This is a genomic window from Streptomyces sp. NBC_01261 (assembly GCF_036226385.1).
Classification (GTDB): domain Bacteria; phylum Actinomycetota; class Actinomycetes; order Streptomycetales; family Streptomycetaceae; genus Streptomyces.
Genome location: NZ_CP108463.1, coordinates 8,335,448 through 8,362,357, shown reverse-complemented (window position 1 = coordinate 8,362,357; position 26,910 = coordinate 8,335,448). Strand labels below are relative to the sequence as shown.

Annotated in this window: 26 protein-coding genes and 1 pseudogene; 10 read left to right on the top strand and 17 right to left on the bottom strand. The window is 70.3% G+C overall.

Annotation, left to right across the window (positions count from 1 at the left end):
- Positions 1-182: 182 nt before the first annotated feature.
- A complete protein-coding gene (gene serB / locus OG226_RS37330) occupies positions 183-1,391 on the top strand; it encodes a phosphoserine phosphatase SerB (RefSeq protein WP_328684190.1) in 1,209 nt (402 codons plus the stop codon).
- A 130-nt stretch (positions 1,392-1,521) separates the two neighbouring features.
- On the opposite strand, the gene OG226_RS37325 is transcribed toward serB, so the two are convergent.
- From OG226_RS37325 to OG226_RS37310, 4 genes are all read right to left on the bottom strand, one after another.
- Entirely contained in the window at positions 1,522-2,100 is a 579-nt protein-coding gene (locus tag OG226_RS37325; RefSeq protein WP_329351311.1) for a SixA phosphatase family protein, read from the bottom strand.
- Positions 2,101-2,177: 77 nt separating this feature from the next.
- Positions 2,178-2,384: a hypothetical protein gene (locus OG226_RS37320; protein ID WP_328684188.1), complete on the bottom strand. Its 207-nt coding sequence runs from the start codon at positions 2,382-2,384 to the stop codon at positions 2,178-2,180.
- 193 nt (positions 2,385-2,577) lie between these two features.
- On the bottom strand, positions 2,578-2,694 hold the full coding sequence (locus tag OG226_RS37315; RefSeq protein ID WP_088245544.1) for an SGM_5486 family transporter-associated protein: 117 nt from the start codon (positions 2,692-2,694) through the stop codon (positions 2,578-2,580).
- A gap of 84 nt (positions 2,695-2,778) precedes the next feature.
- A complete protein-coding gene (locus OG226_RS37310; RefSeq protein ID WP_443066941.1) occupies positions 2,779-4,116 on the bottom strand; it encodes a CynX/NimT family MFS transporter in 1,338 nt (445 codons plus the stop codon).
- An 82-nt stretch (positions 4,117-4,198) separates the two neighbouring features.
- Between OG226_RS37310 and OG226_RS37305 the strand changes: the two genes are divergently transcribed.
- Positions 4,199-4,894 carry a FadR/GntR family transcriptional regulator gene (locus OG226_RS37305; protein ID WP_328684186.1) on the top strand — a complete coding sequence of 232 codons (696 nt, stop codon included), beginning with the start codon at positions 4,199-4,201 and terminating at the stop codon, positions 4,892-4,894.
- Here the strand turns inward: OG226_RS37305 and OG226_RS37300 are convergent.
- The 3 genes from OG226_RS37300 to fabG all read right to left on the bottom strand — a co-directional run bounded on the left by OG226_RS37300 (position 4,869) and on the right by fabG (position 6,890).
- Positions 4,869-5,222 (bottom strand): hypothetical protein, encoded by a 354-nt coding sequence (locus tag OG226_RS37300; RefSeq protein ID WP_329351307.1) that lies wholly within the window; start codon positions 5,220-5,222, stop codon positions 4,869-4,871. The genes OG226_RS37305 and OG226_RS37300 overlap by 26 nt on opposite strands.
- Positions 5,223-5,397: 175 nt before the next feature.
- Complete coding sequence (gene fabI / locus OG226_RS37295; protein WP_328684184.1) at positions 5,398-6,165, bottom strand: enoyl-ACP reductase FabI; 768 nt, start codon at positions 6,163-6,165, stop codon at positions 5,398-5,400.
- Positions 6,166-6,170: 5 nt separating this feature from the next.
- A complete protein-coding gene (fabG, locus tag OG226_RS37290) occupies positions 6,171-6,890 on the bottom strand; it encodes a 3-oxoacyl-[acyl-carrier-protein] reductase (RefSeq protein ID WP_327405075.1) in 720 nt (239 codons plus the stop codon).
- A gap of 240 nt (positions 6,891-7,130) precedes the next feature.
- Here fabG and OG226_RS37285 point away from each other — a divergent pair, with 240 nt between their 5' ends.
- The 3 genes from OG226_RS37285 to tyrS are packed head-to-tail and all read left to right on the top strand — an operon-like array spanning position 7,131 to position 11,395.
- The gene (locus OG226_RS37285) at positions 7,131-8,687 is read left to right on the top strand and encodes a TldD/PmbA family protein (protein WP_329351304.1); all 1,557 of its coding nucleotides are present in this window, start codon (positions 7,131-7,133) and stop codon (positions 8,685-8,687) included.
- The gene (locus tag OG226_RS37280) at positions 8,684-10,078 is read left to right on the top strand and encodes a metallopeptidase TldD-related protein (protein WP_329351302.1); all 1,395 of its coding nucleotides are present in this window, start codon (positions 8,684-8,686) and stop codon (positions 10,076-10,078) included. The genes OG226_RS37285 and OG226_RS37280 overlap by 4 nt, the downstream gene beginning before the upstream one ends.
- 48 nt (positions 10,079-10,126) lie before the next feature.
- On the top strand, positions 10,127-11,395 hold the full coding sequence (tyrS, locus tag OG226_RS37275; RefSeq protein WP_328684181.1) for a tyrosine--tRNA ligase: 1,269 nt from the start codon (positions 10,127-10,129) through the stop codon (positions 11,393-11,395).
- 87 nt (positions 11,396-11,482) lie between these two features.
- On the opposite strand, the gene OG226_RS37270 is transcribed toward tyrS, so the two are convergent.
- Positions 11,483-11,761 (bottom strand): GlsB/YeaQ/YmgE family stress response membrane protein, encoded by a 279-nt coding sequence (locus tag OG226_RS37270; protein ID WP_043685229.1) that lies wholly within the window; start codon positions 11,759-11,761, stop codon positions 11,483-11,485.
- A gap of 253 nt (positions 11,762-12,014) precedes the next feature.
- On the opposite strand from OG226_RS37270, the gene OG226_RS37265 reads away from it, so the two are divergent.
- Positions 12,015-12,413, top strand: coding sequence for a DUF3099 domain-containing protein (locus OG226_RS37265; RefSeq protein WP_329351300.1), 399 nt, complete (start codon positions 12,015-12,017; stop codon positions 12,411-12,413).
- 224 nt (positions 12,414-12,637) lie between these two features.
- Positions 12,638-12,856 carry a hypothetical protein gene (locus OG226_RS37260; protein WP_327405070.1) on the top strand — a complete coding sequence of 73 codons (219 nt, stop codon included), beginning with the start codon at positions 12,638-12,640 and terminating at the stop codon, positions 12,854-12,856.
- Between the two features lie 24 nt (positions 12,857-12,880).
- On the opposite strand, the gene moaA is transcribed toward OG226_RS37260, so the two are convergent.
- The 3 genes from moaA to OG226_RS37245 form a co-directional block, all read right to left on the bottom strand.
- Positions 12,881-13,870 (bottom strand): GTP 3',8-cyclase MoaA, encoded by a 990-nt coding sequence (gene moaA / locus OG226_RS37255; RefSeq protein WP_328684179.1) that lies wholly within the window; start codon positions 13,868-13,870, stop codon positions 12,881-12,883.
- 185 nt (positions 13,871-14,055) lie between these two features.
- Positions 14,056-15,675: a solute symporter family protein gene (locus OG226_RS37250; protein WP_328684178.1), complete on the bottom strand. Its 1,620-nt coding sequence runs from the start codon at positions 15,673-15,675 to the stop codon at positions 14,056-14,058.
- Positions 15,672-16,028, bottom strand: a complete 357-nt coding sequence (locus OG226_RS37245; RefSeq protein WP_327405067.1) for a DUF485 domain-containing protein — start codon at positions 16,026-16,028, stop codon at positions 15,672-15,674. The genes OG226_RS37250 and OG226_RS37245 overlap by 4 nt, the downstream gene beginning before the upstream one ends.
- Before the next feature lie 251 nt (positions 16,029-16,279).
- Between OG226_RS37245 and OG226_RS37240 the strand changes: the two genes are divergently transcribed.
- From OG226_RS37240 to OG226_RS37230, 3 genes and pseudogenes are all read left to right on the top strand, one after another.
- Positions 16,280-17,812, top strand: a complete 1,533-nt coding sequence (locus OG226_RS37240) for a S8 family serine peptidase (RefSeq protein WP_328684177.1) — start codon at positions 16,280-16,282, stop codon at positions 17,810-17,812.
- Positions 17,813-17,943: 131 nt separating this feature from the next.
- A pseudogene (locus OG226_RS37235) lies at positions 17,944-19,164 on the top strand (CoA transferase); the annotation flags it as partial.
- A gap of 622 nt (positions 19,165-19,786) precedes the next feature.
- Positions 19,787-20,797, top strand: a complete 1,011-nt coding sequence (locus tag OG226_RS37230) for a CopD family protein (RefSeq protein WP_328684176.1) — start codon at positions 19,787-19,789, stop codon at positions 20,795-20,797.
- 35 nt (positions 20,798-20,832) lie between these two features.
- Here the strand turns inward: OG226_RS37230 and OG226_RS37225 are convergent, their stop codons facing one another.
- The 6 genes from OG226_RS37225 to OG226_RS37200 all read right to left on the bottom strand — a co-directional run bounded on the left by OG226_RS37225 (position 20,833) and on the right by OG226_RS37200 (position 26,907).
- Positions 20,833-21,879, bottom strand: a complete 1,047-nt coding sequence (locus OG226_RS37225) for a zinc-dependent alcohol dehydrogenase family protein (RefSeq protein ID WP_328684175.1) — start codon at positions 21,877-21,879, stop codon at positions 20,833-20,835.
- Between the two features lie 42 nt (positions 21,880-21,921).
- Complete coding sequence (locus tag OG226_RS37220; protein WP_329351296.1) at positions 21,922-22,629, bottom strand: lysoplasmalogenase; 708 nt, start codon at positions 22,627-22,629, stop codon at positions 21,922-21,924.
- Complete coding sequence (locus OG226_RS37215) at positions 22,626-23,504, bottom strand: sterol desaturase family protein (RefSeq protein WP_329351294.1); 879 nt, start codon at positions 23,502-23,504, stop codon at positions 22,626-22,628. The genes OG226_RS37220 and OG226_RS37215 overlap by 4 nt, the downstream gene beginning before the upstream one ends.
- A 113-nt stretch (positions 23,505-23,617) precedes the next feature.
- Positions 23,618-24,337 (bottom strand): VIT1/CCC1 transporter family protein, encoded by a 720-nt coding sequence (locus OG226_RS37210; RefSeq protein ID WP_328684172.1) that lies wholly within the window; start codon positions 24,335-24,337, stop codon positions 23,618-23,620.
- Between the two features lie 24 nt (positions 24,338-24,361).
- Positions 24,362-25,627, bottom strand: coding sequence for an amidohydrolase family protein (locus OG226_RS37205; RefSeq protein WP_328684171.1), 1,266 nt, complete (start codon positions 25,625-25,627; stop codon positions 24,362-24,364).
- Complete coding sequence (locus tag OG226_RS37200; RefSeq protein ID WP_328684170.1) at positions 25,624-26,907, bottom strand: amidohydrolase family protein; 1,284 nt, start codon at positions 26,905-26,907, stop codon at positions 25,624-25,626. The genes OG226_RS37205 and OG226_RS37200 overlap by 4 nt, the downstream gene beginning before the upstream one ends.
- Positions 26,908-26,910: the final 3 nt, after the last annotated feature.

Genomic DNA, 26,910 nt, shown 5'->3' with positions numbered 1-26,910 from the left:
CACACCTTCCGACCGCTCATCAGCCCGCTCAAGACCGCCCCAAGCCCACTCCTGACCGCCACCCCGCCCCTCCGTGATCGCTCCGTAAGGTTCGCGCCACCGACCCGACACCCACTGTTCCGTGTCCGCTGGGCGGACCTCTGCGGCATAAGGCACTCCGTGCCGGATACGGTGGGTGCATCATGAGCGCTTCGCAGACCTCTGACGTCCCCACTCTCCTCGTCAAGATCTTCGGCAAGGACAGGCCGGGTATCACGGCCGGACTCTTCGACACCCTCGCCGCCTACTCCGTCGACGTGGTCGACATCGAGCAGGTCGTCACGCGTGGCCGGATGGTGCTGTGCGCACTCGTGACCCCGCCGCCCGCCGGGCTCGAAGGGGATCTGCGGGCCACCGTGCACAGCTGGGCCGAGTCGATGAAGATGCAGGCCGAGATCATCTCCGGCCTCGGCGACAACCGGCCGCGTGGGCTCGGGCGTTCGCTGGTGACCGTGCTCGGCCACCCGCTCACCGCGGAGTCCACCGCCGCGATCGCCGCCCGCATCACCAAGGCCGGCGGCAACATCGACCGTATCTTCCGGCTCGCCAAGTACCCCGTGACAGCAGTGGAGTTCGCGGTGTCCGGCGTGGAGACCGAGCCCCTGCGCACCGCCCTCGTCACCCACGCGGCGTCGTTCGGCGTCGACATCGCCGTCGTGGCGGCGGGGCTGCACCGGCGGGCTCAGCGGCTCGTCGTCATGGACGTCGACTCCACGCTCATCCAGGACGAGGTCATCGAACTCTTCGCCGCGCACGCCGGCTGCGAGGACGAGGTCGCTGCGGTCACCGCCGCCGCGATGCGCGGGGAACTGGACTTCGAGCAGTCGCTGCACGCACGCGTGGCCTTGCTGGAAGGGCTGGACGCCTCGGTCGTCGACAAGGTGCGCAGCGAGGTGCGCCTGACGCCGGGGGCCCGCACCCTGATCCGTACGCTCAAGCGGCTCGGCTACCAAGTCGGCGTCGTATCAGGCGGGTTCACCCAGGTCACCGACGACCTCAAGGACCGGCTCGGGCTCGACTTCGCCCAGGCCAACACCTTGGAGATCGTCGACGGCAAGCTGACCGGCAGGGTCACCGGCGAGATCGTCGACCGCGCGGGCAAGGCACGGCTCCTGCGCCGGTTCGCCGCCGAGGCGGGCGTGCCGCTCGCGCAGACCGTGGCGATCGGCGACGGCGCCAACGACCTGGACATGCTCAACGCGGCCGGTCTCGGTGTCGCCTTCAACGCGAAGCCGGTCGTACGGCAGGCCGCGCACACCGCGGTGAACGTGCCGTTCCTCGACACCGTGTTGTATCTGCTGGGCGTCACCCGCGAAGAGGTCGAGGCCGCGGACACGCACGACGAGGACTGATCCCGGACGACTTTCCCTACCTTCGGGGGCCCGGCACCGCACGGTGCCGGGCCCCTTGTCGTGCTTGGTCGGTTCCGATTGTCGTGCGCGGTCGGTTCGACTACCTGGACTTGGACACGTGGAACGTGGACTACTCCGACGGCGCCCAGTAGTCGTCCAGCGTCGCCACACCCGGCTCCAGCGCCTTCCAGGAACCGGTGAAGGACAGCACGGCGAAGCCGGCAGCCGCGAACCCACGCTGCTTCAGCCATTCGCGAGCCTCGGCGCTGCCCGCACCGGTGTCCGCTTCGGTGTCCGCTTCGGTGTCCGCTCCACTGCCCGTACCGGTCTCCACGCCGGGGAGGATCTCGGCCAGGCCCTGCACGCTCGGGTTGTGGCCCACGAGGATCACGTTCCGCGCGTCGTCCGGCGTCTCGTTCAGCACCGCGATCAGCTCGCCGGGAGAGGCTTCGTAGAGCCGTTCCTCGTAGACGGTTTTCGGCCGGTGCGCGAGTTCGTGGACGGCGAGCTTCCAGGTCTCCCGGGTCCGGACCGCGGTGGAGCAGAGGGCCAGATCGAAGGGGATGCCGGTGTCGGCCAATCTGCTTCCGGCGGTGGCCGCGTCCAGGCGGCCCCGCTCAGCGAGCGGCCGCTCGTGATCGGTCACCTGGGGCCAGTCGGCTTTCGCATGCCGGAAGAGGACGATCCTGCGGGATTCTGCGACGCTCATGGGATCCAGCTTCGCATGAAACAGGCCATGGGGCGCAGGGAGTTGACGGGGCGGCTCCGCAGGTGCTCAGCAGGTACTCAGCGGACTATGAGCTGCTGCACGCGCTCGAACAAATGGGTGATCATCGGGTCCGAGGCGGCGGCTTGCGCGTCGGTCGGGTTGAGCATCATCACGAGCAGCACGACGAACGCGAGCGCCGGCAGGGCGAGGGCCCACCACGGCAGCCTGATGTCGACGCCGCCCGTGGTCGCCGGGTGGGGCCGGGTGTGCGTAGGGGCCGACATGGATGCCTCCGCTGGTCTCCGAGTGGTCCGCGATCCGCTTCTCGCGGTCACACCTCGAAGTTACGGAACGCGCGGCCCCCAACCCATCCGGAGATCCACCCACTTGACCCTGAGCCTCACCCCCTAGGGGATGGTGGGGACAACCCCACCATCGGCCCGCGGAGGCACGCACACGGTCGCGGAAAAGCGACCGTCAGGGCGACGCGATCGTCGCGATGATGGCGATCACGATGAAGATGGCGAAGAACGAGCCGAAGACGAGCAGCATCTTCTTCTGACCGTTCTGGGGGTTCGGGTCGAGCACTGGCATATAGCAAGTCTTACACCCTTCGTCCGCACCGGATCCGCCGGGGTGAGGTCCAGCGGGGTGAGGTCGGCCGGCCCCCGGGCGGGCTCAGCGGGCCGCCTCGTCCTCCACCGTGCGGTTGCGGCCCGCGAGGACGCCCACGGCCATCTGCGGGATCATCAGGCCGGCCATGAGGGCGATCGGCAGCCCCCAGCCGCCGCTGTGCTGGTAGAGCACCCCGACCAGGAGCGGCCCCGGGATGGAGATCAGATACCCGGTGCTCTGCGCGAAGGCCGACAACTGGGCGACGCCCGCACCGGTCCTGGCCCGCATCCCGACCATCGTCAGGGCCAGCGGGAAGGAGCAGTTGGCGATGCCGAGCAGTACCGCCCAGACCCAGGCGCCGCCGGCCGGCGCGAGGTACAGGCCCGCGTATCCGGCGAGGCCGCAGACGCCGAGGGCGATCACGATCGGGCCCTGCCGGGGCAGCCGGGTGGCCACGCGCGGGATGACGAACGCCAGGGGCACGCCCATCACCATGGTGACGGCCAGCAACAGCCCCGCGGTGCCCGCGGAGACCCCCGCGTCCCGGAAGATCTGCGCCATCCATCCCATCGTGATGTACGCGGCGGTGGCCTGGAGCCCGAAGAACACGGCGAGCGCCCACGCGGTACGGCTGCGGGTGATCCGCAGCACCGGCTGCGCCTGCTCGGCGCCCCGCGCGCGGGAGCGCTGTTCCCCGGCTGCCTCCGGTCCCGAGGGCGCTTCCCGGTGTCGTACGAGAGCGATCCACGGCAGTACGGCCGCGGCGGCCAGGGCTGCCCACACGGCGAGGCCGGAGCGCCAACTGCCGCCCAGGGCATCGGTGATGGGGACGGTGACCGCGGCGGCGGAGGCCGTGCCGAGGGCCAGGGCCATGGAGTACAGGCCGGTCATCGAGCCGACCCGGTCCGGGAACCAGCGCTTGACGATCACCGGCATGAGGACGTTGCTGACCGCGATGCCCATGAGTGCGAGCGCGCTGCCGACCAGGAAGCCGGTCGTGCCGCCTATGTAGGGCCGTATGAGCAGGCCCGCGGTGATGAGGACCATGCCCGCGCAGACCACCGCGGCGGGGCCGAAGCGGCGGGCGAGGCGCGGGGCCATGACGCCGAAGACGGCGAAGCACAGCGGGGGTACGGAGGTGAGCAGTCCGGCGACGCTGCCGCTCATACCGAGCCCGTCGCGGACCTCTTCGAGGAGGGCGCCGAGGCTGGTGATGGCGGGGCGGAGGTTCAGCGCGGCCAGCACGATGCCGAGGACGAGCAGACGCGTCGTCCACGCGTGCGTGGACGCTTTCCCGGTCTGCTCCCCAGTCGGCACCGGGGAGTCGCTCGCGGCGGAGCTGCCGGCGTTGCCGCTGACGTTCGTCGTGGACTTCAGTGTCCGGGTTTCCTCGCTTGCCATGCTGCCCATCATAGAATGATGGGATGATTGGTTGTCGATCCCCGGGTGGCCCGCTCCCGCCCCGCTCATGCGAAGGTGTGCCATGCCCCTGAGCCATCCCCGTCGTTCGGCGCTGTCCGAGCAGGTCATCGCCTCACTGCGGAACCAGATCACCTCGGGCGAGTGGCCGGTCGGCTCCCGGATCCCGACGGAGCCGGAGCTGGTCGAGCAGCTCGGGGTCGCCCGCAACACGGTCCGCGAGGCGGTCCGCGCGCTCGCGCACAACGGCCTGCTGGACATCCGCCAGGGCTCCGGAACGTACGTCGTGGCGATGAGCGAGCTGGCCGGGGTGATGCACCGCCGCTTCGCGGACGCCGACCCCCGGCACATCGCCGAACTGCGCTCCACGCTGGAGTCGGCGGCGGCGCAACTGGCGGCCGAGCGGCGCACCGAGAAGGACCTCAAGCAGCTGGACGCCCTCCTCGTACGACGGGAGGAGGCGTGGGCATCGGGCGACACGGAGGCCTTCGTGACGGCCGACGCGACCCTGCACATGGCCGTGGTGGCGGCCTCCCACAACGACGTCATGACGGCGATGTACGCCGACCTGGGCGAGGTCCTGCGGGAGTGGCTGCGCGCGGACGTCGGCGAGGCGCTGACTCCGGAGACGTACATGGACCACACGCGGCTGGTGGACGCGATCCGCACGGGTGACGCGCGGGCGGCCGGGGCGGAGGCCGCGGGCTATCCGTTCGTGTGCCGCCCGGGGAGACTCAGCTCGCCCGCTTCTGGTGGCTGACCCACACCGCGCGGACGTCCTCCCAGCAGCGGCCGGTGAGCCGTACGGTCTGCGCCGGGCCGGCGTCGGTCGCGATGCCGTCGCTGTCGATGTCCCACCAGCGGTCGCACTCGATGTGCAGGCTGACGCGGTCGGTCCGGGGATACGGGTTGTGGCAGTACGCGATCACGTGCGAGCCATGGACGGCGGTGCGGCAGTCGGCGCCGAACAGCTGGGGTGGGGCCGGTTTTCGGGCCTCCACGCGTGCGTGGGGCATCGCCTCGTACGCCAGGGAGATGACGAGCGCGACGGCGAAGGTCACTGAGGCCAGGCTGCGGGACAGACGCACAAGGGAAACCTCCTCGGCAGTGCTGGGGAGGGAATCGCGTGGTGAACGCGTAATCCAGAGTGCGCGGTTGTGCCCCGCCCCCGCCCGGCCGGAGGGGCCGAACGGGTGACGCCCCGCTCCCCGCGCGGTGCGGGAAACGGGGCGTCGACGCCGTGGGAGAGGCCGGGCCGGGAGGTCAGGCTCCGATGGCGTGCAGGCCGCCGTCCACGTGGACGATCTCGCCGGTGGTCTTCGGGAACCAGTCGCTCAGGAGGGCGACGATGGCCTTGCCGGCGGGCTCCGGGTCGTTGAGGTCCCACTCCAGGGGGGAGCGGTTGTCCCACACGGAGGCCAGCTCGCTGAAGCCGGGGATCGACTTGGCGGCCATCGATCCGAGCGGGCCCGCGGAGACGAGGTTGCAGCGGATGTTCTGCTTGCCCAGGTCGCGGGCGAGGTAGCGGCTGGTGGCCTCCAGGGCGGCCTTGGCCGGGCCCATCCAGTCGTACTGCGGCCACGCGAAGGACGCGTCGAAGGTGAGGCCGACGACCGAGCCGCCGTTCTGCATCAGCGGCAGGCAGGCCGTGGTCAGCGACTTCAGGGAGAACGCCGAGACGTGCATGGCGGTGGCGACCGACGAGAACGGCGTGTTGAGGAAGTTGCCGCCGAGCGCGTCCGGCGGCGCGAACCCGATGGAGTGCACGACACCGTCGAGGCCGCCCAGCTCCTCGCCCACGACGTCGGCGAGACGCGCCAGGTGCTCGTCGTTGGTGACGTCGAGCTCGATGACCTTGGTGGGCTTGGGGAGCTTCTTGGCGATGCGCTCGGTCAGCGTGGGCCGCGGGAACGCGGTCAGGATGATCTCGGCGCCCTGCTCCTGGGCCTGCTTGGCGGCGTGGAAGGCGATGGAGGACTCCAGCAGCACACCGGAGATCAGGACGCGCTTGCCCTCAAGAATTCCGCTCATGGTGATCAGTGACCCATTCCCAGTCCGCCGTCTACGGGGATGACGGCTCCAGTGATGTACGAGGCGTCGTCCGAGGCCAGGAACCGCACCGTCGCGGCGACCTCCTCGGGCTGCGCGTAACGGCCGAGCGGCACCTGCTTGACGATGCCCTCGCGCTGCTCGTCGGTGAGCACCTTGGTCATGTCGGTGTCGACGAAGCCGGGCGCGACGACGTTGAAGGTGATGTTCCGCGAGCCCAGCTCACGGGCGAGGGAGCGCGCGAAGCCGACGAGGGCGGCCTTGGAGGCGGCGTAGTTCGACTGGCCGGGGCCGCCCATCAGGCCGACGACCGACGAGATCAGCACGACGCGGCCCTTCTTGGCGCGCAGCATCGCGCGGTTGGCGCGCTTGACGACGCGGAAGGTGCCGGTGAGGTTCGTGTCGATGACCGAGGTGAAGTCCTCCTCGGACATGCGCATCAGGAGCTGGTCCTTGGTGACGCCGGCGTTGGCGATCAGGACCTCGACCGGGCCGTGCTCGGCCTCGATCTCCTTGTAGGCCTGCTCCACCTGCTCGGAGTCGGTGATGTCGCACTTCACGGCCAGGCAGCCCAATTCCAGCAGGGCGGCCGGCGGCTCTCCCGAGCGGTAGGTGAAGGCGACCTTGTCGCCGGCGTCGGCGAACGCACGGGCGATGGCGAGGCCGATGCCCCGGTTGCCTCCGGTGACGAGAACCGAGCGGCTCAACGGATCACCCTTTCGATAGCGGTCCTGCACGCCTGCCCGGTACACCTGGTTGACAGGCGGCTTTATCGAAAACCTATCGGTCCGCCCCGTCCGGCGGACAATCGGGCACCGACAGTGGCTTACGGGACTCGCTGTCGGGTCCCTACAGAAAGTGCCGACGCAGCGCGGAAACGTGTGGTCCCCGCACCCGCTCGCGCGACATGATCGGACCCGACAGGCCACGACAGCAGGGAGACCTCCGTGCCCCATTCCATCGACGAAGCCTTCACGGCACTTCCGCTACGGGCCCTGGCCGACGCCGCACTGGCACGCGCGCGTGCCCTCGGCGCGGAGCACGCGGACTTCCGGTTCGAGCGGGTGCGCAGCGCGTCCTGGCGGCTGCGGGACGCCCGGCCCGCCGGTACGTCGGACACCACCGACCTCGGGTACGCGGTGCGGGTCGTGCACGGCGGCACCTGGGGGTTCGCGTCGGGCGTGGACCTGAGCATGGACGCCGCCGCCAGGGTCGCCTCGCAGGCGGTGGCGATGGCGAAGCTCTCCGCCCAGGTGATCAAGGCGGCCGGGTCGGACGCGGGGGCACCTCCCACGCCTTTCGGGCAGTGGGGGAGGGTCGAGCTGGCCGCCGAGCCCGTGCACGAGGAGCGGACGTGGATCTCGTCGTACGAGATCGATCCGTTCTCGGTGCCCGACGAGGAGAAGGCGGGGCTGCTGGCGGACTGGAGCGCACGGCTGCTCGCGGCGGACGGCGTCAACCACGTGGACGCGTCGCTGCTCACCGTGCACGAGAACAAGTTCTACGCCGACACCGCCGGGACGGTGACCACGCAGCAACGCGTCCGGCTGCACCCGCAGTTGAACGCGGTGTCGGTCGACGAGTCGAGCGGTGAGTTCGACTCCATGCGCACCATCGCGCCGCCCGTGGGCCGCGGCTGGGAGTACCTGACCGGCACCGGCTGGGACTGGGACGAGGAGCTGGCCCGGATCCCCGAGCTGCTCGCGGAGAAGATGCGGGCGCCGAGCGTCGAGGCGGGCCTGTACGACCTCGTCGTCGACCCGTCCAACCTGTGGCTGACGATCCACGAGTCCATCGGCCACGCCACCGAACTGGACCGCGCGCTCGGCTACGAGGCCGCCTACGCCGGCACCTCCTTCGCCACCTTCGACAAGCTCAACAAGCTCAAGTACGGCTCCGAGCGGATGAACGTCACCGGCGACCGCACCGCCGAGCACGGCCTCGCGACCATCGGCTACGACGACGAGGGCGTCGAGGGCCAGTCCTGGGACCTCGTCAAGGACGGCACCCTGGTCGGCTACCAACTCGACCGCCGCATCGCCAAGTTGACCGGCTTCGAGCGTTCCAACGGCTGCGCGTACGCCGACTCCCCCAGCCATGTGCCGGTGCAGCGCATGGCCAACGTGTCGCTCCAGCCGGACCCGGCGGGGCTGTCCACGGAGGACCTGATCGGCGGGGTCGACCGCGGGATCTACGTGGTCGGCGACCGGTCGTGGTCGATCGACATGCAGCGCTACAACTTCCAGTTCACCGGCCAGCGGTTCTTCAGGATCGAGAACGGGCGGATCACCGGGCAGCTGCGGGACGTCGCCTACCAGGCGACGACCACCGACTTCTGGGGGTCCATGGCGGCCGTCGGCGGTCCGCAGACCTACGTCCTGGGCGGCGCCTTCAACTGCGGCAAGGCCCAGCCGGGCCAGGTCGCCTCGGTCTCGCACGGCTGCCCGTCGGCCCTCTTCACGGGCGTCAACATCCTCAACACCACGCAGGAGGCCGGTCGATGAGTCCTCGTACGAACAAGCCGCACGAGATCGTCGAGCGTGCCCTCGAACTGTCGCGGGCCGACGGCTGTGTCGTCATCGCCGACGAGCAGTCGACCGCCAACCTCCGCTGGGCGGGCAACGCGCTGACCACGAACGGCGTCACGCGCGGGCGCACGCTCACCGTCATCGCGACCGTCGACGGCAAGGAGGGCACCGCCTCGGGGGTCGTGTCCCGGTCGGCCGTCACCCCGGAGGAACTGGAGCCGCTGGTACGGGCCGCCGAGGCCGCCGCACGCGGTGCCGCGCCCGCCGAGGACGCGCAGCCGCTGGTCACGGGCGTACCTCAGTCGCCCGACTTCACGGACGCGCCCGGCGAGACCTCCTCCACCGTGTTCGCCGACTTCGCCCCGGCGCTCGGCGAATCGTTCGCACGCGCGCGTGCGGGCGGTCGCGAACTGTACGGCTTCGCCAACCACGAGCTGGTCACCAGCTACCTCGGTACGTCGACGGGCCTGCGCCTGCGCCACGACCAGCCCACCGGCACGCTGGAGCTGAACGCCAAGTCCCCGGACCGTACGCGCTCGGCCTGGGCCGGCCGCTCGACCCGGGACTTCAAGGACGTCGACCCGGCGGCGCTGGACGCCGAGTTGGCCGTACGGCTGGGCTGGGCGGAGCGGAGGATCCCGCTGCCCGCGGGCCGGTACGAGACGCTGCTGCCGCCGACCGCGGTCGCGGACCTGCTGATCTACCAGATGTGGTCGGCGTCGGGCCGGGACGCGGTCGAGGGCCGCACGGTGTTCTCCAAGCCCGGCGGCGGCACTCGCATCGGCGAGAAGCTCACCGAACTTCCGCTGTCGCTGCGCAGCGACCCGAACGAACCGGGCCTGGAATCCGCCCCGTTCGTGCTCGCGCACACCTCCGGGGGCGACCAGTCGGTGTTCGACAACGGGCTGCCGCTGACCGCCACCGACTGGGTGCGAGAGGGCGAGTTGCAGCACCTGCTGACCAGTCGGCACAGCGCGGGTCTGACCGGGCTGCCGGTAGCGCCGTCGATCGACAACCTGATCCTGAGCGGGGGCGAGGACCGCTCCCTGGAGGAGATGGTCGCGAACACCGCGCGCGGGCTGCTGCTCACCTGCCTCTGGTACATCCGCGAGGTCGACCCGGCGACGCTGCTGCTGACCGGGCTGACCCGGGACGGCGTCTACCTCGTCGAGAACGGCGAGGTGGTGGGCGAGGTGAACAACTTCCGGTTCAACGAGTCGCCGGTGGATCTGCTGGGCCGGGCCACCGAGGCGGGGCGGACGGAGAAGACGCTGCCGAGGGAATGGAGCGACTGGTTCACCAGGGCCGCGATGCCCGCGCTGCGGGTGCCGGACTTCAATATGAGCTCTGTCAGTCAGGGCGTATAACCTCGTACCTGATTGATTCACGAGACCACTCAAGGAGATACGAGAACCGTGACGGACATCGTCGACGAGCTGAAGTGGCGGGGCCTGTTCGCCCTGTCCACTGACGAAGATGCTTTGCGCAAGGCGCTCGCGGACGGTCCCGTCACGTTCTATTGCGGCTTCGACCCGACCGCGCCGTCGCTGCACCTGGGGCACCTGGTGCAGGTGCTCACCGTGCGCCGGCTCCAGCAGGCAGGACACCGGCCGCTGGCGCTGGTCGGCGGGGCCACGGGCCAGATCGGCGACCCCCGCCCGACGGCGGAGCGCACGCTGAACGACCCGGAGACGGTCGCCGGCTGGGTCCAGAAGCTGCGCCACCAGATCGAGCCGTTCCTGTCCTTCGAGGGCGAGAACGGCGCGGTCATGGTGAACAACCTCGACTGGACGGCGAACCTCTCCGCGATCGAGTTCCTCCGGGACATCGGCAAGCACTTCCGCGTCAACAAGATGCTGGCGAAGGACTCGGTCGCCAAGCGTCTGGACTCCGAACAGGGCATCAGTTACACGGAGTTCAGCTACCAGATCCTCCAGGGCATGGACTTCCTCCAGCTCTACCGGAGGTACGGCTGCACGCTCCAGCAGGGCGGCAGCGACCAGTGGGGCAACCTCACGGCGGGCCTGGACCTGATCCACCGCCTGGAGCCGGACGCCACGGTGCACGCCTATGGCACACCGCTGATGACCAAGGCCGACGGCACGAAGTTCAGCAAGTCCGAGGGCACCGCCATCTGGCTCGACCCGGAGATGACCACGCCGTACGCGTTCTACCAGTTCTGGCTGAACACTGACGACCGGGACATCTCCACGTACGCGCGCATGCTGTCCTTCAAGTCCCGCGAGGAGCTTGAGGAGTTGGAGCGGCAGACCGAGGAGCGCCCCCAGGCCCGTGCCGCGCAGCGCGCGCTGGCCGAGGAGCTGACGACGCTGGTGCACGGCGCCGAGCAGACGGCCGCCGTGACCGCCGCGTCCAAGGCTCTCTTCGGACAGGGTGAGCTGGCGGAGCTGGACGAGAAGACGCTGGCCGCGTCGCTCTCCGAGGTGCCGCACGTCCAGGTCGCCGAACTCGGCCCGGTCGTCGACCTGTTCGCCGAGGTCGGCCTGGTGGCGAGCAAGTCGGCCGCGCGACGGACCGTGAAGGAGGGCGGGGCCTACGTGAACAACGTGAAGGTCGCCGCGGAGGATGCCGTGCCGGCCAAGGAAGATCTGCTGCACGGGCGGTGGCTGGTGCTGCGGCGGGGCAAGAAGAACCTGGCGGCGGTCGAGGTGACCGGAGCGTAAGCGCCAAAGGGGCGCGGGTTGACTGCGGGCCGCGGCTTTCGTCGTGGCTGGTCGCGCAGTTCCCCGCGCCCCTTTGGGGCGCTGTCCTCAGGCTCTCTGTTTGTTCTTGCCGATCGTCGCCATGTACGCCATGTCGACGACGAAGACGATGATGATCGCGGCGATGAGCTGGAACGCGTGGCGGCTCCAGTCGATGCCGCTGGTCGCGTCGACGCCGGCCGCTCGGGCGATCGCGTTGCCCACGATGGCGCCGAGAATGCCGCAGATGGTGGTCAGCCAGAGCGGACTGTGCTGCTTGCCCGGGATGATCGCCTTCGCGATCAGTCCGAGCACGAATCCCACGATGATCGCCCACAACCAGCCCATGGCTGCCTCCTTGTACGGCTCGACGTTCGACGTGAGCATTACGCCAAGTGTGGGTCCGGTCGCCGTACGGCGCATGTCGGGTACGGCCATACGCGCTACGGCGCAGTTCGTTCGCCCAGGCCGGAGGTCCCCCGGTCTCGAAGGCGACGGAGGCGCGGCGTAACGTGGAACGCGTCGGGCCCGGTTCCCGGATCGGGTGCGAACCGGGGTCGAGGGCCGGGGAGAGTCCGATGCGGGCAGACGGTGGAATGTGATGCGGAAGCTGCACGGCGAAGGCAAGGCCCAGGTGTTCCGGATCACCGGAGCCCGGACGGGACTCGCGGAGGACATCCGCGGCCGCCAGCGCCGGTACATCATCTCGATGTCGGTCCGTACGGTGTCGGTGATCCTCGCCTGCGCGCTGTGGAACGTCGAACGGCACGTCGCGATCGTCGCGTTGGTGCTCGGTGTGCTGCTCCCTTATGTCGCCGTCGTGATCGCGAACGCCGGGCGGGAGAACGCGCCGGGGCTTCCGTCCACGTTCGTCACCGCGCCGCTGCGGCCGATGATCGCGCCGCCGAGGCCGGACGGGACGTTCGCGGAACCCGTCCCGGAAGAGGTCGTGCCCGAGCCGGCACCCCGCGTGGGAGGCGAACCGTACGACCGGTCGTGACCATGGCGAACGCGCCAGAACCGGACGTCGGCTCCGCATCAAGCTCAAGAAAAGCTCAGATCAATCATGTTGTTCCGGTGCCGGGCGAGCGGTGACCCGTGACATACTTCGTACGCGCTCCGCATCCCCCGTCGGAGCGACAGACCGACGCCGGGCAGCTCCCCCCGTGGCTGCTCGGCGTCGCCTTTATCAGCGCATCTGTGAGACGAATTCCATGAGTTCCGGTGAGTGACGAGACCCCGATCTGCTCCGCGAAGGGCTGCCGCGCCGACGCCGTGTGGGTCCTCGCGTGGAACAACCCGAAGATCCATACGCCGGAGCGACGCAAGACGTGGCTCGCGTGCGAGGAGCACCGCGAGCATCTGTCCCAGTTCCTCGGTGTGCGGGGCTTCCTGAAGGACGTCGTCAAGTTCGAGGACTGGGAAGAGCCCGAGATCCCGTAGGACCCCTTCGCCTACGACGGATGCTCAGCCGCCGATCGCCGACATCGGCCGGTCCGGCTGGAGGAACGACGGGTCGTCCAGGCCCGAGCCCGCCTTCTTGCCCCACATCGCCTGACGCCAGATGCGGGCGATCTCCTCGTCCGGGGTGTCGGAGCGGAGCGCGCCGCGGAGGCTGGTCTCCTCGCGGGCGAACAGGCAGTTGCGTATCTGGCCGTCTGCCGTGAGACGGGTGCGGTCGCAGGCCGCGCAGAACGGGCGGGTGACCGAGGCGATGACGCCCACGCGGTGCGGGCCGCCGTCCACGATCCAGCGCTCGGCGGGGGCCGAGCCGCGCTCGTCGGAGCCTTCGGGGGTCAGCTCGAAGCGGGTGCGGAGGGAGGTGAGGATGTCGCCCGCGGTGACCATGCCCTCGCGCGTCCAGCCGTGCTGGGCGTCCAGGGGCATCTGCTCGATGAAGCGCAGTTCGTAGTCGTGCTCCACGGCCCAGGCCAGCAGGTCCGGGGCCTCGTCGGCGTTGAGGCCCGGCATCAGCACCGAGTTGATCTTCACCGGGGTCAGGCCCGCGTCGTGGGCGGCTTCCAGGCCCGCGAGCACGTCCTTGAGGCGGTCCCGGCGGGTGAGGGTCTTGAAGACGTCGGGGCGCAGGGTGTCCAGGGAGACGTTGACCCGGTCCAGGCCCGCCTTCTGCAGGGCGGTCGCCGTGCGCTTGAGGCCGATGCCGTTGGTCGTCAGGGACATCTGGGGGCGGGGCTCCAGGGCCGCGACCCGCTCGACGATGCCGACCAGGCCGGGGCGCAGCAGGGGCTCGCCGCCGGTGAAGCGGACCTCCTCGATGCCGAGGGACGTGACCGCGATGTCTATCAGGCGGACGATCTCGTCGTCCGTGAGGAGGTCGGGTTTCGCCAGCCACTGCAGGCCCTCCTCGGGCATGCAGTACGTACACCGGAGATTGCACCGGTCGGTCAGCGAAACCCGCAGGTCGGTGGCTACTCGGCCATAGGTGTCGATGAGCACGTGTGCCCCCCTCCCTCGTTTCGGATCGCATGTTTTCCGACACCTGCGAGCGTACGCGACGCCTCTGACAACGAGAGCGGCCCGATCCCACGAGGTACGACACGGCCGCGTCGTAGGGATCTACGACGCGGCCGTCGACGTGGGGGGACCTGGTGGGGGGACTCAGGTGGACCGGGCGGGGCGGCTCAGTGGGCTCCGGTGCCGGTCAGGGACCGTACCTCCAGCTCCGCGAACTTGCCGGTGTCCGGCTCCTCCTTGGAGAGGATCGTGCCGAGCCAGCCCAGCAGGAAGCCGACGGGGATGGAGATGATGCCGGGGTTCTCCAGCGGGAACCAGTGGAAGTCGACGTCCGGGAACATCGACGCGGGCTTGCCCGAGACGACCGGCGAGAACAGGACGAGTCCGACCGCGGTGACCAGGCCGCCGTAGATCGACCAGAGGGCCCCGGAAGTGGTGAAGCGCTTCCAGAAGAGGCTGTAGAGGATCGTCGGGAGGTTGGCGGAGGCGGCGACCGCGAAGGCGAGGGCGACCAGGCCGGCGACGTTCAGGTCGCGGGCGAGGGCGCCCAGGAGGATGGAGACGGCGCCGATGCCGACCGTGGCGTAGCGGGCGGCGGCCATCTCCTGCTTCTCCGTCGCCTGGCCTCGCTTGATGACGTTCGCGTAGATGTCGTGGGCGAACGAGGAGGAAGAGGCCAGGGTCAGGCCGGCGACGACCGCGAGGATCGTGGCGAAGGCGACCGCCGAGATGGTGGCCAGGAGGATGGCACCCCAGGTGGAGTCGACGCCGCCCAGATGCAGGGCCAGGAGGGGTGCGGCCGTGTTGCCCGCCTTGTTGGAGGCGATGATCTCGTCGGGTTTGATCAGTGCCGCGGCGCCGAAACCGAGGGCCAGGGTCATCAGGTAGAAGGCGCCGATCAGGCCGATGGCCCAGATGACCGACTTACGGGCGGCTTTCGCGGTGGGCACCGTGTAGAAGCGGATCAGGATGTGCGGCAGGCCGGCGGTGCCGAGGACCAGGGCGAGGCCCAGGGAGATGAAGTCCAGCTTGGTGGTGCCGGTGGCGCCGTACTTGAGGCCGGGGTTCAGGAAGGCGGAGCCCTTGCCGCTGTTGGAGGCGGCCTTGCCGAGCAGGTCGGAGATGTTGAAGTTGAACTTCAGCAGCACCAGGAAGGTCAGCAGCAGGGCGCCGGCGATGAGCAGGCAGGCCTTGACCATCTGGACCCAGGTGGTGCCCTTCATGCCACCGATGGTGACGTACACGATCATCAGGACGCCGACCAGGGCGACGATGCCGATCTTGCCCGCGTCGGTGGTGATACCGAGGAGCAGCGAGACCAGGACGCCCGCGCCGGCCATCTGGGCCAGCAGGTAGAAGATCGACACCACGATGGTGGAGGTGCCGGCCGCGGTGCGGACCGGGCGCTGGCGCATGCGGTACGCGAGGACGTCGCCCATGGTGTAGCGGCCCGAGTTGCGCAGCGGTTCGGCCACCAGGAGCAGGGCGACCAGCCAGGCAACCAGGAAGCCGATGGAGTACAGGAAGCCGTCGTAGCCGAAGAGGGCGATGGCGCCGGCGATACCGAGGAAGGACGCGGCGGACATGTAGTCGCCGGAGACGGCGAGGCCGTTCTGGAAGGCGGTGAACTGGCGGCCGCCCGCGTAGAAGTCGGCGGCGCTCTTCGTCTGGCGGCCCGCCCAGACGGTGATGACGAGCGTGGCGGCGACGAAGATCGCGAACAGGGTGATGATCAGCGGTCGGTGCTGGCTCGCCTCGCCTGCGGCCAGGGTGATCGTGGGGCTCATGCGCCGCCCTCCATCCGGGACTTGATGGCTTCGGCCTTGGGGTCGAGCTTCGCGGCGGAGTACCGCGCGTACCACCAGGCGATGAGGAACGTGGTCAGGAACTGGGCGAGACCCAGGACCAGGGCGACGTTGATGTGGCCGACGACCTTGGTGTCCATGAAGTCGTCCGCGTAGTTGCACAGCAGCACGTACAGCAGGTACCAGACGATGAACGCGACGGTCACCGGGATGGCGAAGGAGCGGTGGGCGCGGCGCAGTTCGGCGAACTCCGCGCTCTCCTGGACCTGTTCGAACTCCTCGGTACTGGGGAGTTGGTGTTCGGCTTTCGAGGGGGGTGGTGTCTCGGTGGCCACGGTGTCTCCTCGCGTTACGGACCTGCGGGTTCTGGTCTGGCTCGGTGCTTCCTGCCCAAGGGCACGGCGCGACACGTCGACCGGTTCAACTCCTTTGACTTCTTTCGGTAGTCGTCTTTGGGAAATCATTGCTGGCCAGCCGCCGCGGGAGATAGCTTCAGGTCTGCACCACTCGTCATGTACCTGATGTATCTGCCCGAGCGCGCCACCACGTCTCGGGCCGTTTCGTTTCCGGATGATGTGGAGATCCCATGGCTCATCTGCGCCCCAGACGCCGGCTCGCCCTCGCCGTACCGGTCGTCCTGTCGCTGACCGCCTCGCTCGGCTTCCTCCCGTCCGCGGCCTCGGCGGTCCCGGCCGCGGAGACCACCGCGCGGACCGCTGACGCGCCGAACCTCGCGTATGTGGTCAACACCCGGCTGGACCACCGGACGATCAACTCGGTCAAGAAGGCGATCAATGCGGCCGGCGGCACCATCGTGGTGACGTACGAGAAGATCGGTGTGATCGTCGTCCACTCGGCGAACCCCGACTTCGGCGCGCGGATCCGCGCGGTGCGCGGTGTGCAGTCGGCGGGTGCCACGCGTACGGCGCCGCTGAGCCTCGCCTCGACGACCGACGAGGGCGCGGTGCAGTACCTCTCCAAGGACCAGGCGGCGAAGACGGCGAAGGCCTCCGCCGCCGCCGGGGACAGCGAGCCGCTCGAAGCCGACCAGTGGGACCTGCCCGCGATCGGCGCGGACAAGGCCGCGAAGATCAACCCGGGCAGCAAGAGCGTGACGGTCGCCGTCATCGACGTCGGCGTCGACGACACCCACCCGGACATCGCCCCGAACTTCTCCGCCTCGCAGTCCGCGAACTGTGTCGGTGGCAAGGCGGACACGACGTACGGCTCCTGGCGTCCCGTGGACTCCGCCCACTACCACGGCACGCATGTCGCGGGTGAGATCGCCGCCGCCCGCAACGGCATCGGTGTGGCGGGTGTCGCGCCGGGCGTGAAGGTCTCCGGGATCACGGTGGCCGAGCCGGACTCGACCCAGCTGTTCTACCCGGAGAGCGTGGTCTGCGCGTTCGTGTTCGCCGCGGATCACGGCGTGGAGATCACCAACAACAGCTACTACGTTGATCCTTGGCTGTACAACTGCCTGGACGACCCTGATCAACGTGCCATCGTCGATGCGGTCAACAGGGCCCAGCTGTACGCCCAGAGCAAGGGCACGCTCAATGTCGCGGCGGCCGGCAACTCCAACGACGACCTCGACTCGGACGCCCTAGTCGACGACTCCAGCCCCGACGACTCGACGGCGACACCCCGGACGGTCGACCCGCACAAGTGCTTCGACGTACCGACCCAGTTGCCGGGCGTCGTCACGGTGAGCTCCGTCGGCGTCAAGAAGGCCAAGTCGTACTTCTCCAGCTACGGCAAGGGCGTCATCGACGTGTCGGCGCCGGGCGGGGACGCCCTCCAGATCCCGGACACCCCGTCGAAGAACGGCCGCATCCTGTCCACCCTGCCGAACAACTCCTACGGCTACCTCCAGGGCACCTCGATGGCGACCCCGCACGTCGCCGCGGTGGCAGCGCTGCTCAAGTCCACGCACCCGCACGCCTCTCCGGCCCAGTTGCAGGCGCTGCTGAAGGCCGAGGCCGACAATCCGGGCTGCCCGACCGCCCCGTACGACACCAACGGCGACGGCGTCGTGGACGCCACCTGCGTGGGCGGCAAGCGCGTCAACGGCTTCTACGGGTTCGGCATCGTCAACGCGCTGCGGGCGGTGAAGTAGCCGACACGTCATCTGTTCACGGGTCACCTGTTCACGGGCCGGGCGGATCTCCGCCCGGCCCGTTCGTGTCCGTACGGCCATCCATATCCGCACGTCCAATATTGATTGAATCAATACTGCATAGTTCAATCATGACTGACATCAAGATGGCATGGGCCGCTCTGGGCGGCGATCCCGCTCTGGTCTCACGTGTCTCGACCGTCGCGCGTCAGGGCGCTCTCCAAGCGCGGCTCCCTGTACGGGAGTTGGCGCGGGCCTGCGTGGGAGCGTGCGCGCTGGCCGCAGCCGGGTTGGGGGCTCGGCGAGCCGGGCTCGCGGAGGTGCCCAGGGTGCGGGTGGACGACGGGGCCGTCGCGACGGCGTTCGTCAGTGAGCGGCATCTCTTGGTCGACGGGCGGGCGCCGGTCGGGTTCGCGCCGCTGTCACGGTTCTGGCGGACGGCCGACGGCTGGGTCCGTACCCACGCGAACTATCCGCGCCACCGGGCGCGGCTGCTCGACGCGTTGAAGCTGCCGGGCGACGCGTCGGTGGAGGACGTGGCCGAGGCGCTCGCCGAACGATCCGCGCCGGAGGTGGAGGAGACCGTCTACGGCGCCGGGGGCCTCGCGGTCGCGCTGCGGACGGCGGAGGAGTGGGCCGCGCACACCCAGGGCGTCGCGGTGGCCCGGCGACCGCTCGTCGAGCGCGAGCGACTCGGCACGGCACGCGCGCGTGTGCTCCCGCCGCTCGACGGCGACCCGGTGCTGCCCGCCGCCGGGCTGCGCGTGCTCGACCTGACCCGGGTCATCGCGGGCCCGATCGCCACGCGGACGCTGGCCCTGCTGGGCGCGGACGTACTGCGCGTGGACGCCCCGCAGTTGCCCGAGGATCCGGACGCGCACGCGGACACCGGCTTCGGGAAGCGCTCGACCCGGCTGGACCTAGGACTGGCCGCCGACCGGCACGCCTTCGAGGAGTTGCTCGCGCGGGCGGACGTGGTCGTCACCGGGTACCGGCCGGGCGCCCTGGACCGGTTCGGGCTCTCCCCCGAGGCGCTGGCCGACCGTCGGCCCGGGGTGATCGTGGCGCAGTTGTCGGCGTGGGGCGCGTACGGACCGTGGGGTGACCGGCGCGGGTTCGACAGCCTGGTGCAGGTCGCCACCGGCATCGCGGCGATCGAGGGTTCACCGGAACACCCCGGCGCGCTGCCCGCGCAGGCCCTCGACCACGGGACCGGGTACCTGCTGGCGGGTGCGGTGCTGCGGGCGTTGACGGAACAGGCCGAGCAGGGCTACGGCATCACCCTGCGGTTGGCGCTCGCCCGGACTGCGGCGTGGCTGACGGCGGACGGGGGTGAGCGGCGAGGCGCGGCGGCCTGCGGGGCGGTTACCGGAACGGGGCGCGGGGGCGAGCAGGGCCGGGCCACGCACGGGCAGCGGGGCCGGGCTGTGGACGAACACGGCGGGGCGGCGTTCGTCAGCGGGACTGCGGCACAAAGGCAGCCCCGGGCGACCAGCGAGCAGGACGGGCTGGCGGACGAGCGCGGTGGGGCCGTGTATGCGAGCGGCCCGGCGGCACAGGGGCACGACGGGACGACGCACGTGCAAGGCCGGGCGACGCATGAGCACGGTACGACGGCGTATGGGAGCGGCCCGGCGGCACACGGGCGGGACGGGACACCGAACGAGCAAGGCCGGGCGACGGACGAACGCGGCGGAACCGCGGACGACGACAGCGGGACGGCGTACAACCGGCCCGATGCCTGGCTCGTCGAGACGGACAGCGATATCGGGCGGCTACGGCATGCCCTGTCACCGGTGTCGTTCGTCGGTGGGCCCTCGAACTGGGCCCGACCGCCGGGGTGTTGGGGCACGGACCCGGCTCGTTGGGCTCGATGCGAGGGTCGGGCGGAAACGTACCTATGAGCGAAATACCGTTCCGTCGGTCGTTTTGTTGCACTTGCCCGACTATGTGGCGGCTGGTGAAGATCTTGGGGTGACCTTGATACGACCGACCGTCGAAGTGGCCGACACGAGCGGCTCCGGGCGGCGCCCCGGTACGCGTCGGGCCCTCGCCGCACTGGCCCTGGTGGTGCTCGCGGCGCTGATACCCCTGCTCGGCCCGTCCGCCGCGCTGCACGACACCGGGGAGGCCGCAGCGCCCGGTGTCGGCGGCATCGCGCTGTTCCGGGCGGTGTTGTTCGGCGCGCTGTGCGTCCCCCTGGGCGAGCTGTTCGTGAACCGGCTCGCGCGTACCGTGCCCGGCGCTCCCCCGAACGGCCCCCGCAGCTGGGCCCTGTACGCGGCCGGTGCCGGTTTCGTCGCCGCGCTGGGGATCGCGTCGGTCGTGGCGACGGGCAACCTGGTGCCGCACAGCCTCGCCCAGATCGACATCGGGGGCCTTTACCAGTCCCGGGACGGCAAGTTGGCACTCCTGGAGGTCAACGCGTTCGCCGTGGCGGCCCTGTGCGCCCGGTCCCGCAGGCCCGGCCTCCAGGTGTGGCCCCTCGCGGCCGTGGTCCTCGCGGAGGCGCTGCGGGTGCACCCGGCGAGCGAGCACAGTCCCCTGGTCGGCTCCGAACTGACCCTGGTGCACCTGACGTGCGCGGCGCTGTGGGTGGGCGGTCTGCTGCACGTGCTGCGGACGTTGCGGCAGTGGCGCGGTACCGAGGCGGGGGCCGCGGTGTTGGGGCTCTACGCGCGCGTGGCGGCCGTACTGCTCGCCGCGATCACCGCCACGGGGGTGTGGAGTTCGCTGCGCCGGATGCCGGCCGGCACGATCCTGGACCAGCTGACGACGACGGCGTACGGGCGCACCCTGCTCGCGAAGGTGATCCTCGTCGCCGCCGTCGCCGTCCTCGCGCTGTGGGCCCGGTACCGGCTGCGCAGGGCCTCCGATCCGCTGACCGCGCACTCACCCGCGCGGGCCGAGGTCGTCGCCCTGGGAGTGGTGGTCATGGTCTCCGGACTCTTGACGGCATTGCCGGTGCCGATCCGCTGGCATTGACCGATCAGGCAGTCAATCCATCGATCAATAGTTGATCAACTGTTCGTGACCAGGACCTTCAGGGCCGTGCGCTCGTCCATCGCCTTGTAGCCGTCGGGCACGCCCTCCAGGCCGACCGTCAGGTCGAAGACGGGCGAGGGGTCGATGGTGCCGTCCAGGATGTCGGGCAGCAGCTCCGGGATGTACGTGCGGACCGGCGCGACCCCGCCGCGCAGCGCGATGTTCCGGTCGAACATGACCCCGAGGTCGAGGCCGGTGCCGCTGCCGTGCGGTACCCCGACGAAGCCGATCGCGCCGCCGTCGCGCGCGATGCCGACGGCCGTCCGCATGGACTGCTCGGTGCCGACGGCCTCGACGACGGCGTGTGCACCCTGGCCGCGGGTGAGTTCACGGACCGCCTCGACGGCGTCCTCACCGCGTGCGGCGACGACGTCGGTGGCGCCGAAGCGGCGGGCGATGTCCGTGCGCACCTCGTGGCGGCCGAGCGCGATGATCCGCTCGGCACCGAGGCGCTTGGCGGCGAGCACGGCGCACAGACCGACGGCTCCGTCGCCCACGACGGCGACGGTGGCGCCCTTGCGGACGCCCGCGCCGAGGGCCGCGTGGTGGCCGGTGCCCATGACGTCGGACAGGGTCAGCAGCGCGGACAGCAGGTGGTCGTCGGAGGCCGCGTCCTTCGGCAGTTGCACGAGGGTGCCGTCGGCGAAGGGCACGCGTACGGCCTCGCCCTGGCCGCCGTCGTAGCCCACGGCGCCCCAGAAGCCGCCGTGCACGCAGGAGGTGGTGAGGCCCTCGCGGCAGTAGTCGCAGACGCCGTCGGACCAGACGAAGGGCGCGACCACGAGGTCGCCGGTGCTGACGCCGGTCACCTCGGAGCCGGTCTCCTCCACGATCCCGAGGAACTCGTGTCCGATGCGCTGCCCCGGCTGCCGGGCCGCCTCGCCGCGGTACGCCCACAGATCGCTGCCGCAGATGCAGGCGCGCAGCACCCGGACCACCGCGTCGGTGGGCAGTTGCACCAGGGGCTCGGGGACGTCCTCCACGCGCATGTCGAACGGGGCGTGGATGGTGGTGGCGCGCATGGCGAGGGTCCTTCTCGTCGCGGGTGTGCTGGTGCGGTGCGCTCAGGGGGTGGTCGAGCGCACTTCACGGTACGCCGCCGCCGGTGCGGGGCGCTCGGCGAGGGTGCCGAGCACGCCCTGGACCAGCAGGAACTGTGCGGCGACGTACGTCAGCATGATCCAGAAGTCGGGCCTGGGCGGCTGCGGCCAGTCGGCGACCCCGGTCGCGATGAGGGTGTCGGAGACCATGAAGAGCGCCCCGCCGAGCCCGGCGACGAGGCCGACCCGGGTGGCCGCGGCGCACGCCATGGCCGTCAGGAGGGCGCTGTAACCGGCCACGGGGACGCGCAGATCCGCCGGGAGGTCGGGCCACAGCAGCGTGACGGTGAGGGCGAGGGCGGCGGCGTACCCGACCGCGAGGAGACCGGCACGCACGCGTGGAGCACGTTTCGGGCCGCCGTACGTCCTGAAGAGGGCGAGGTAGCAGAGGTGGCCCGCCGCGAAGCAGGCCATGCCGGCGAGGAAGGCGGGGTCTGCGTCGGAGAGCAGCAGGGTGTCGCCTCCCCAGCCGAAGAGAAGCGTGGCGACGAGGAGCCGGGGTGCGCCGCGCAGGGCCGCGTACGCGGCGAGGAGCGGCATCAGCAGGGGCTTGGTGACGGTATGGCCGGGGTCGTAGCCGACGGCGAGCGAGAGCAGATCGACGAGGGCCGCCAGTGCGAAGACGGGCAGGAGCGCGCGGGAGACGGCCGGGTGTGCGGTACGTGGGTTCACGCGGCCGCGGTCTCCTCGGCGGCCGGGACGCCCTGCTCCGGGACGGGCACCGGCTGCCAGCCCGGTCCCCGGAACACGCGTCCCGCGCGCTCGCGCCAACTCGTCGCCGCCTTCAGGTCCTTGGCGATGGCGACGTACTCATGGGTGGCCACCTTGATCGGGTTGAACGTGTTGATGTTCTTGGTCAACCCGTAGACGGGTCGCTCAACCTCCGGCACGAAGGACCCGAAGAGCCGGTCCCAGACGATGAGGATGCCGCCGAAGTTGCGGTCCAGGTAACCGCCCTGGGAGGCGTGGTGCACCCGGTGGTGGGACGGCGTGTTGAAGACGAATTCGAACCAGCGGGGCATGCGGTCGATGCGCTCGGTGTGGATCCAGAACTGGTAGACGAGGTTCGCCGAGGAGCAGAACGCCAACGCGGCGGGATGCACGCCCAGGGCGATGAGCGGGACGTAGAACGGCCATACCGTGAGGGTCGTCCAGGGCTGGCGCAGGGCCGTGGTGAGGTTGAACCTGCGGCTGGAGTGGTGGACGACGTGGCAGGCCCACAGGATGCGGATGACGTGGTGGCCGCGATGGGACCAGTAGTAGAAGAAGTCCTGTCCGAGCAGCATCAGCGGAATCGTCCACCACAGGACGGGCACGCGCAGCGGGGTGAGTTCGTAGATCGCCGTGTAGACCGCGACGATCGGGATCTTCCAGAGGAAGTCGAAGACGAGGCTCCCGAGCCCCATGCCGACGCTCGTGACGGCGTCCTTCGTCTCGTAGCCCGCCGCGTCCTCGTCAGGATGGACGCGCACGCTGATCATCTCGATCACGGTGAGCAGCACGAAGGCGGGTATCGACCAGAGCACGGCATCGGGCAGGTTCGGCATGGATGAACCGTAGGACCGCGGATCGGCCGCGACTAGACGTTGTTACCCACAAGTATTACCTGGGGTACGCGCTTGCTTGTTGGCGATCTCCGCCAACAGGTCACGCCGACCGGTCACGCTCCCGCCGCCCCCAACAGCGTTCCCGCCACATACGTCACCGCCATCGCCAGCGCTCCCCCGGCCACGTTCCGTACGATCGCCGACTTCGGGCCGGCCGCGCCGAGGCGGGCGCTGGTCCAGCCGGTGAAGACCAGGGCGGCCAGGGACGAGACGACGGTGACGCCGAGCCGCCAGTCGGCCGGGGGCAGGACGATCGCCAGGAGGGGCAGCAGGGCGCCGGCCGTGAAGGACAGGAAGCTCGCCCAGGCCGCGTGCCAGGGGTTGGTGAGGTCGTCGGGGTCGATGCCGAGTTCCACGCTGGCGTGGGCGCGCAGGGCGTCCCGTTCCGTGAGCTGGACGGCCGCTTCCCTGGCCACGTCGCGGGTGAGGCCGCGGTCCTGGAGGAGTTCGGTCAACTCCTCCAGTTCGGCCTCGGGTTGCTCCTTCAGCTCGCGCTTCTCCACGGCCAGCGCGGCCTTCTCGGAGTCGCGCTGCGTCGATACGGACACGTACTCCCCCGCCGCCATCGACATGGAACCGGCGAGGAGACCCGCGAGGCCGGCCGTCAGCAGGGCCGAGCGGTCGGACGTGGCACCGGCCACGCCGACGACGAGTCCGGCGGTCGACAGGATGCCGTCGTTCGCGCCGAGGACCGCGGCCCGCAGCCAGTTCAGCCGGGAGCCGAGGCTGCCGCCGTGGGCCTCGGAGTGGGACTCGCCGTTGGTTTCAGTCACCCCCGGAGGATTCCACCCCCGGTGTCACCACACCCGTACCGACGCTCCCCGCGCGAACACCGGGCTCGTGGCATCCTTCGGCGGTTCGGCGAGCGGTTCCGCGATCTCGGTCACCAGGGGGCCGACCTTCGCCGCGATCGGGTCCAAGATGTCGAGGTCGAAGCCGTAGACGCGGGCCGCGTTGCCGCCGACCATGGCGGCGACCTCGTCGCGCGGCACGCGCGCGTAGGCGAAGCGCAGTCCCTCCCTGGAGTACGGGTACGTCCCCTCGTCGTGCGGGTAGTCGCTGCCCCACATGATCTTCTCGATGCCGATCCGGTCGCGCAGGGGCACCTCGTGGGGGCGCATGAAACTGGCGCCCACGAAGCAGTTGTCGCGCCATACCTCCGAGGGACCCTTACCCATCGAAGTGGCGAGCCCCGCGCCGAACTTGGACTCCGCGGTCGATGCCTTCGACGCCGCCGCGACCAGGCGCCCGTGGTAGTAGTCCAGCATGTCGAGCACCCCGGGTATCCAGCCGGAGCCCTGCTCGGTCAGGACCAGTCTCAGGTCCGGGTGACGGCGGAAGGCGCCGCCGAAGATCAGGTGCCACAGGGCTCGGTGCGAGAACCAGGTCGTCTCGACCATGTACACCGCGCGGGCGGCCGGTTCGTCGCCCAGGGGCGGGGATGCCGAGCCCGCGTGGTGGTTGACGGGGACCCCGAGTTCCGCGCACACGGCCCAGATCGGGTCGTAGGTCGACGAGTACAGCTCCGGCAGTCCTGAGCCCGGCGGGGTACCGGGCAGCAGCAACCCGCCCCGGAGGCCCGCCTCGACCGCCCACCGGATCTCCTGGACGGCCTCCTGGACGTCGTTGAGGAGGATCTGGAAGACCCCCGCCCGGCGGCCCGGCGCGGCGGCGCAGAAGTCCGCCAGCCAGCGGTTGTGGGCGCGCAGGCCGGCCCAGCGGCGCCGGAACTCCTCGGCCGTGGGCGCGGGTGCCATCAGGGAGCCGGACGGGAAGAACGGCGGGATGGTGTTCGGAAAGACGACCTCCGCGACGATCCCGTCGTCCTCCAGCTCCGCGATCCGCCGCCCGGAGTTCCAGTTCTTGTCGGCCGTGTCGGCGAGCAGGTCCTCGTACGGGTTGATGTACGCGGCGGCCCACGCGTCGAACTCGTCGTGGTACCGCTTCTCCAAGTAGGGCCGGTAGTCCAGGAGATCGGCGCCCGCGTGGCAGTCCGCGGAGATGACCGTGTACCGGTCCGCGCCCTCGGAACCCACCGCGCCCATGGAGTCCGTGGAGGTCATGGCGTCGCCCCCAGGACCGGGAAGTCGTGGTCGGTCAGCCAGTGCCGCCCCACCTCGCGCGAGCGCGCCCAGGACGCCGTCACGGCCTCCTGGTCGTCCTGCTGGCCGAGTTCGGCGGGGGTCGGGCCGATCCGGCGGGCCAGCGGCTCCAGCGCTGCCACGTCGAAGCCGAAGGCGTCCGCCGCCGCGAGGCCCAGCATGCGGCGGGTCTCGTCCACCGGGATGTCGTGGAAGGTGCGCTTCAGCCACGCGCGCGTGTCGGGCCAGGTGCCCTCGGGGTGCGGGAAGTCGCTGCCCCAGAGGATGTTGTCGACGCCGATCTCGTACCGCTGGGCCAGTTCACGGCGCTTGGTGTTGGTGGCGCAGATGAAGATCTGCCGGTCGAGGTACTCGCTCGGCGGCCGTTTCAGCTCCGCGAAGGGCGAGAGCTTCTTGCCGCCGTGGGCGCCCAGGTAGAGGCGGTCCATGAACCACAGCTGGTTCGGCAGCCACCAGCAACCCGACTCCGCGACACCGAACTTGAGGCCCGGGTGGCGTTCGAAGACCCCGGACCAGAGCAGGAACCAGAGCGGCCGGGCGGGCCACCAGGTCACCTCGCTCACGTAGATGCCCAAGTGATCGCCGTACTCGTGGCGGGGCGCCGCCCCGGAGTGCGTGAGCACGGGCATCCCGCACTCGGCCGCGGCTGCCCACACGGGGTCGTAACGGCGGTCGTGGTAGGGCTCCTTGTCGACCCACATGGAGGGGATCATCAGGGCGCCGAGGCCCGACTCCTTGGCGCGGTGGATCTCCGCGACGACCTTCTCCGTAGGGGCCGTCACGGGCAACAGGGCGACGCCACAGTGCCGTTGGGGGTTCTCGGAGACGAAGTCGGCGAGCCAGCGGTTGTGGGCCTGCGCGCCCGCCATGCCCAACTCCGGTTCCTGGTCCCCGGAGAGGCCGAGACCGACTCCGAAGGGCGCGGCGGTCTGGCTGTCCACTGCGTCCGCGTCCGGGAAGACCACCTCGGCGGCCACTCCGTCCCCGTCCAGCTCCTTGAGGCGCTGCGCGGTGTCCCAACCTCCGCGCAGGCCCTCCTCGTTGTCCTTGAACCACTTCGTCGCGAACGCCTCGTTGCGGATGCCGAGCCGGGTCATCTCCTCGCGGCGCCGGTCGCGTCCGGCGAGGAACTCGTCGAAGTCCCGGTGGAACCGGGCATCCAGATAGGGCCGGTACTCCTCGGTGGGCAGTCCGGCGTGGCAGTCGGAGGAGATGATCAGGTACGGCTCCTGGTCGGTCACAAC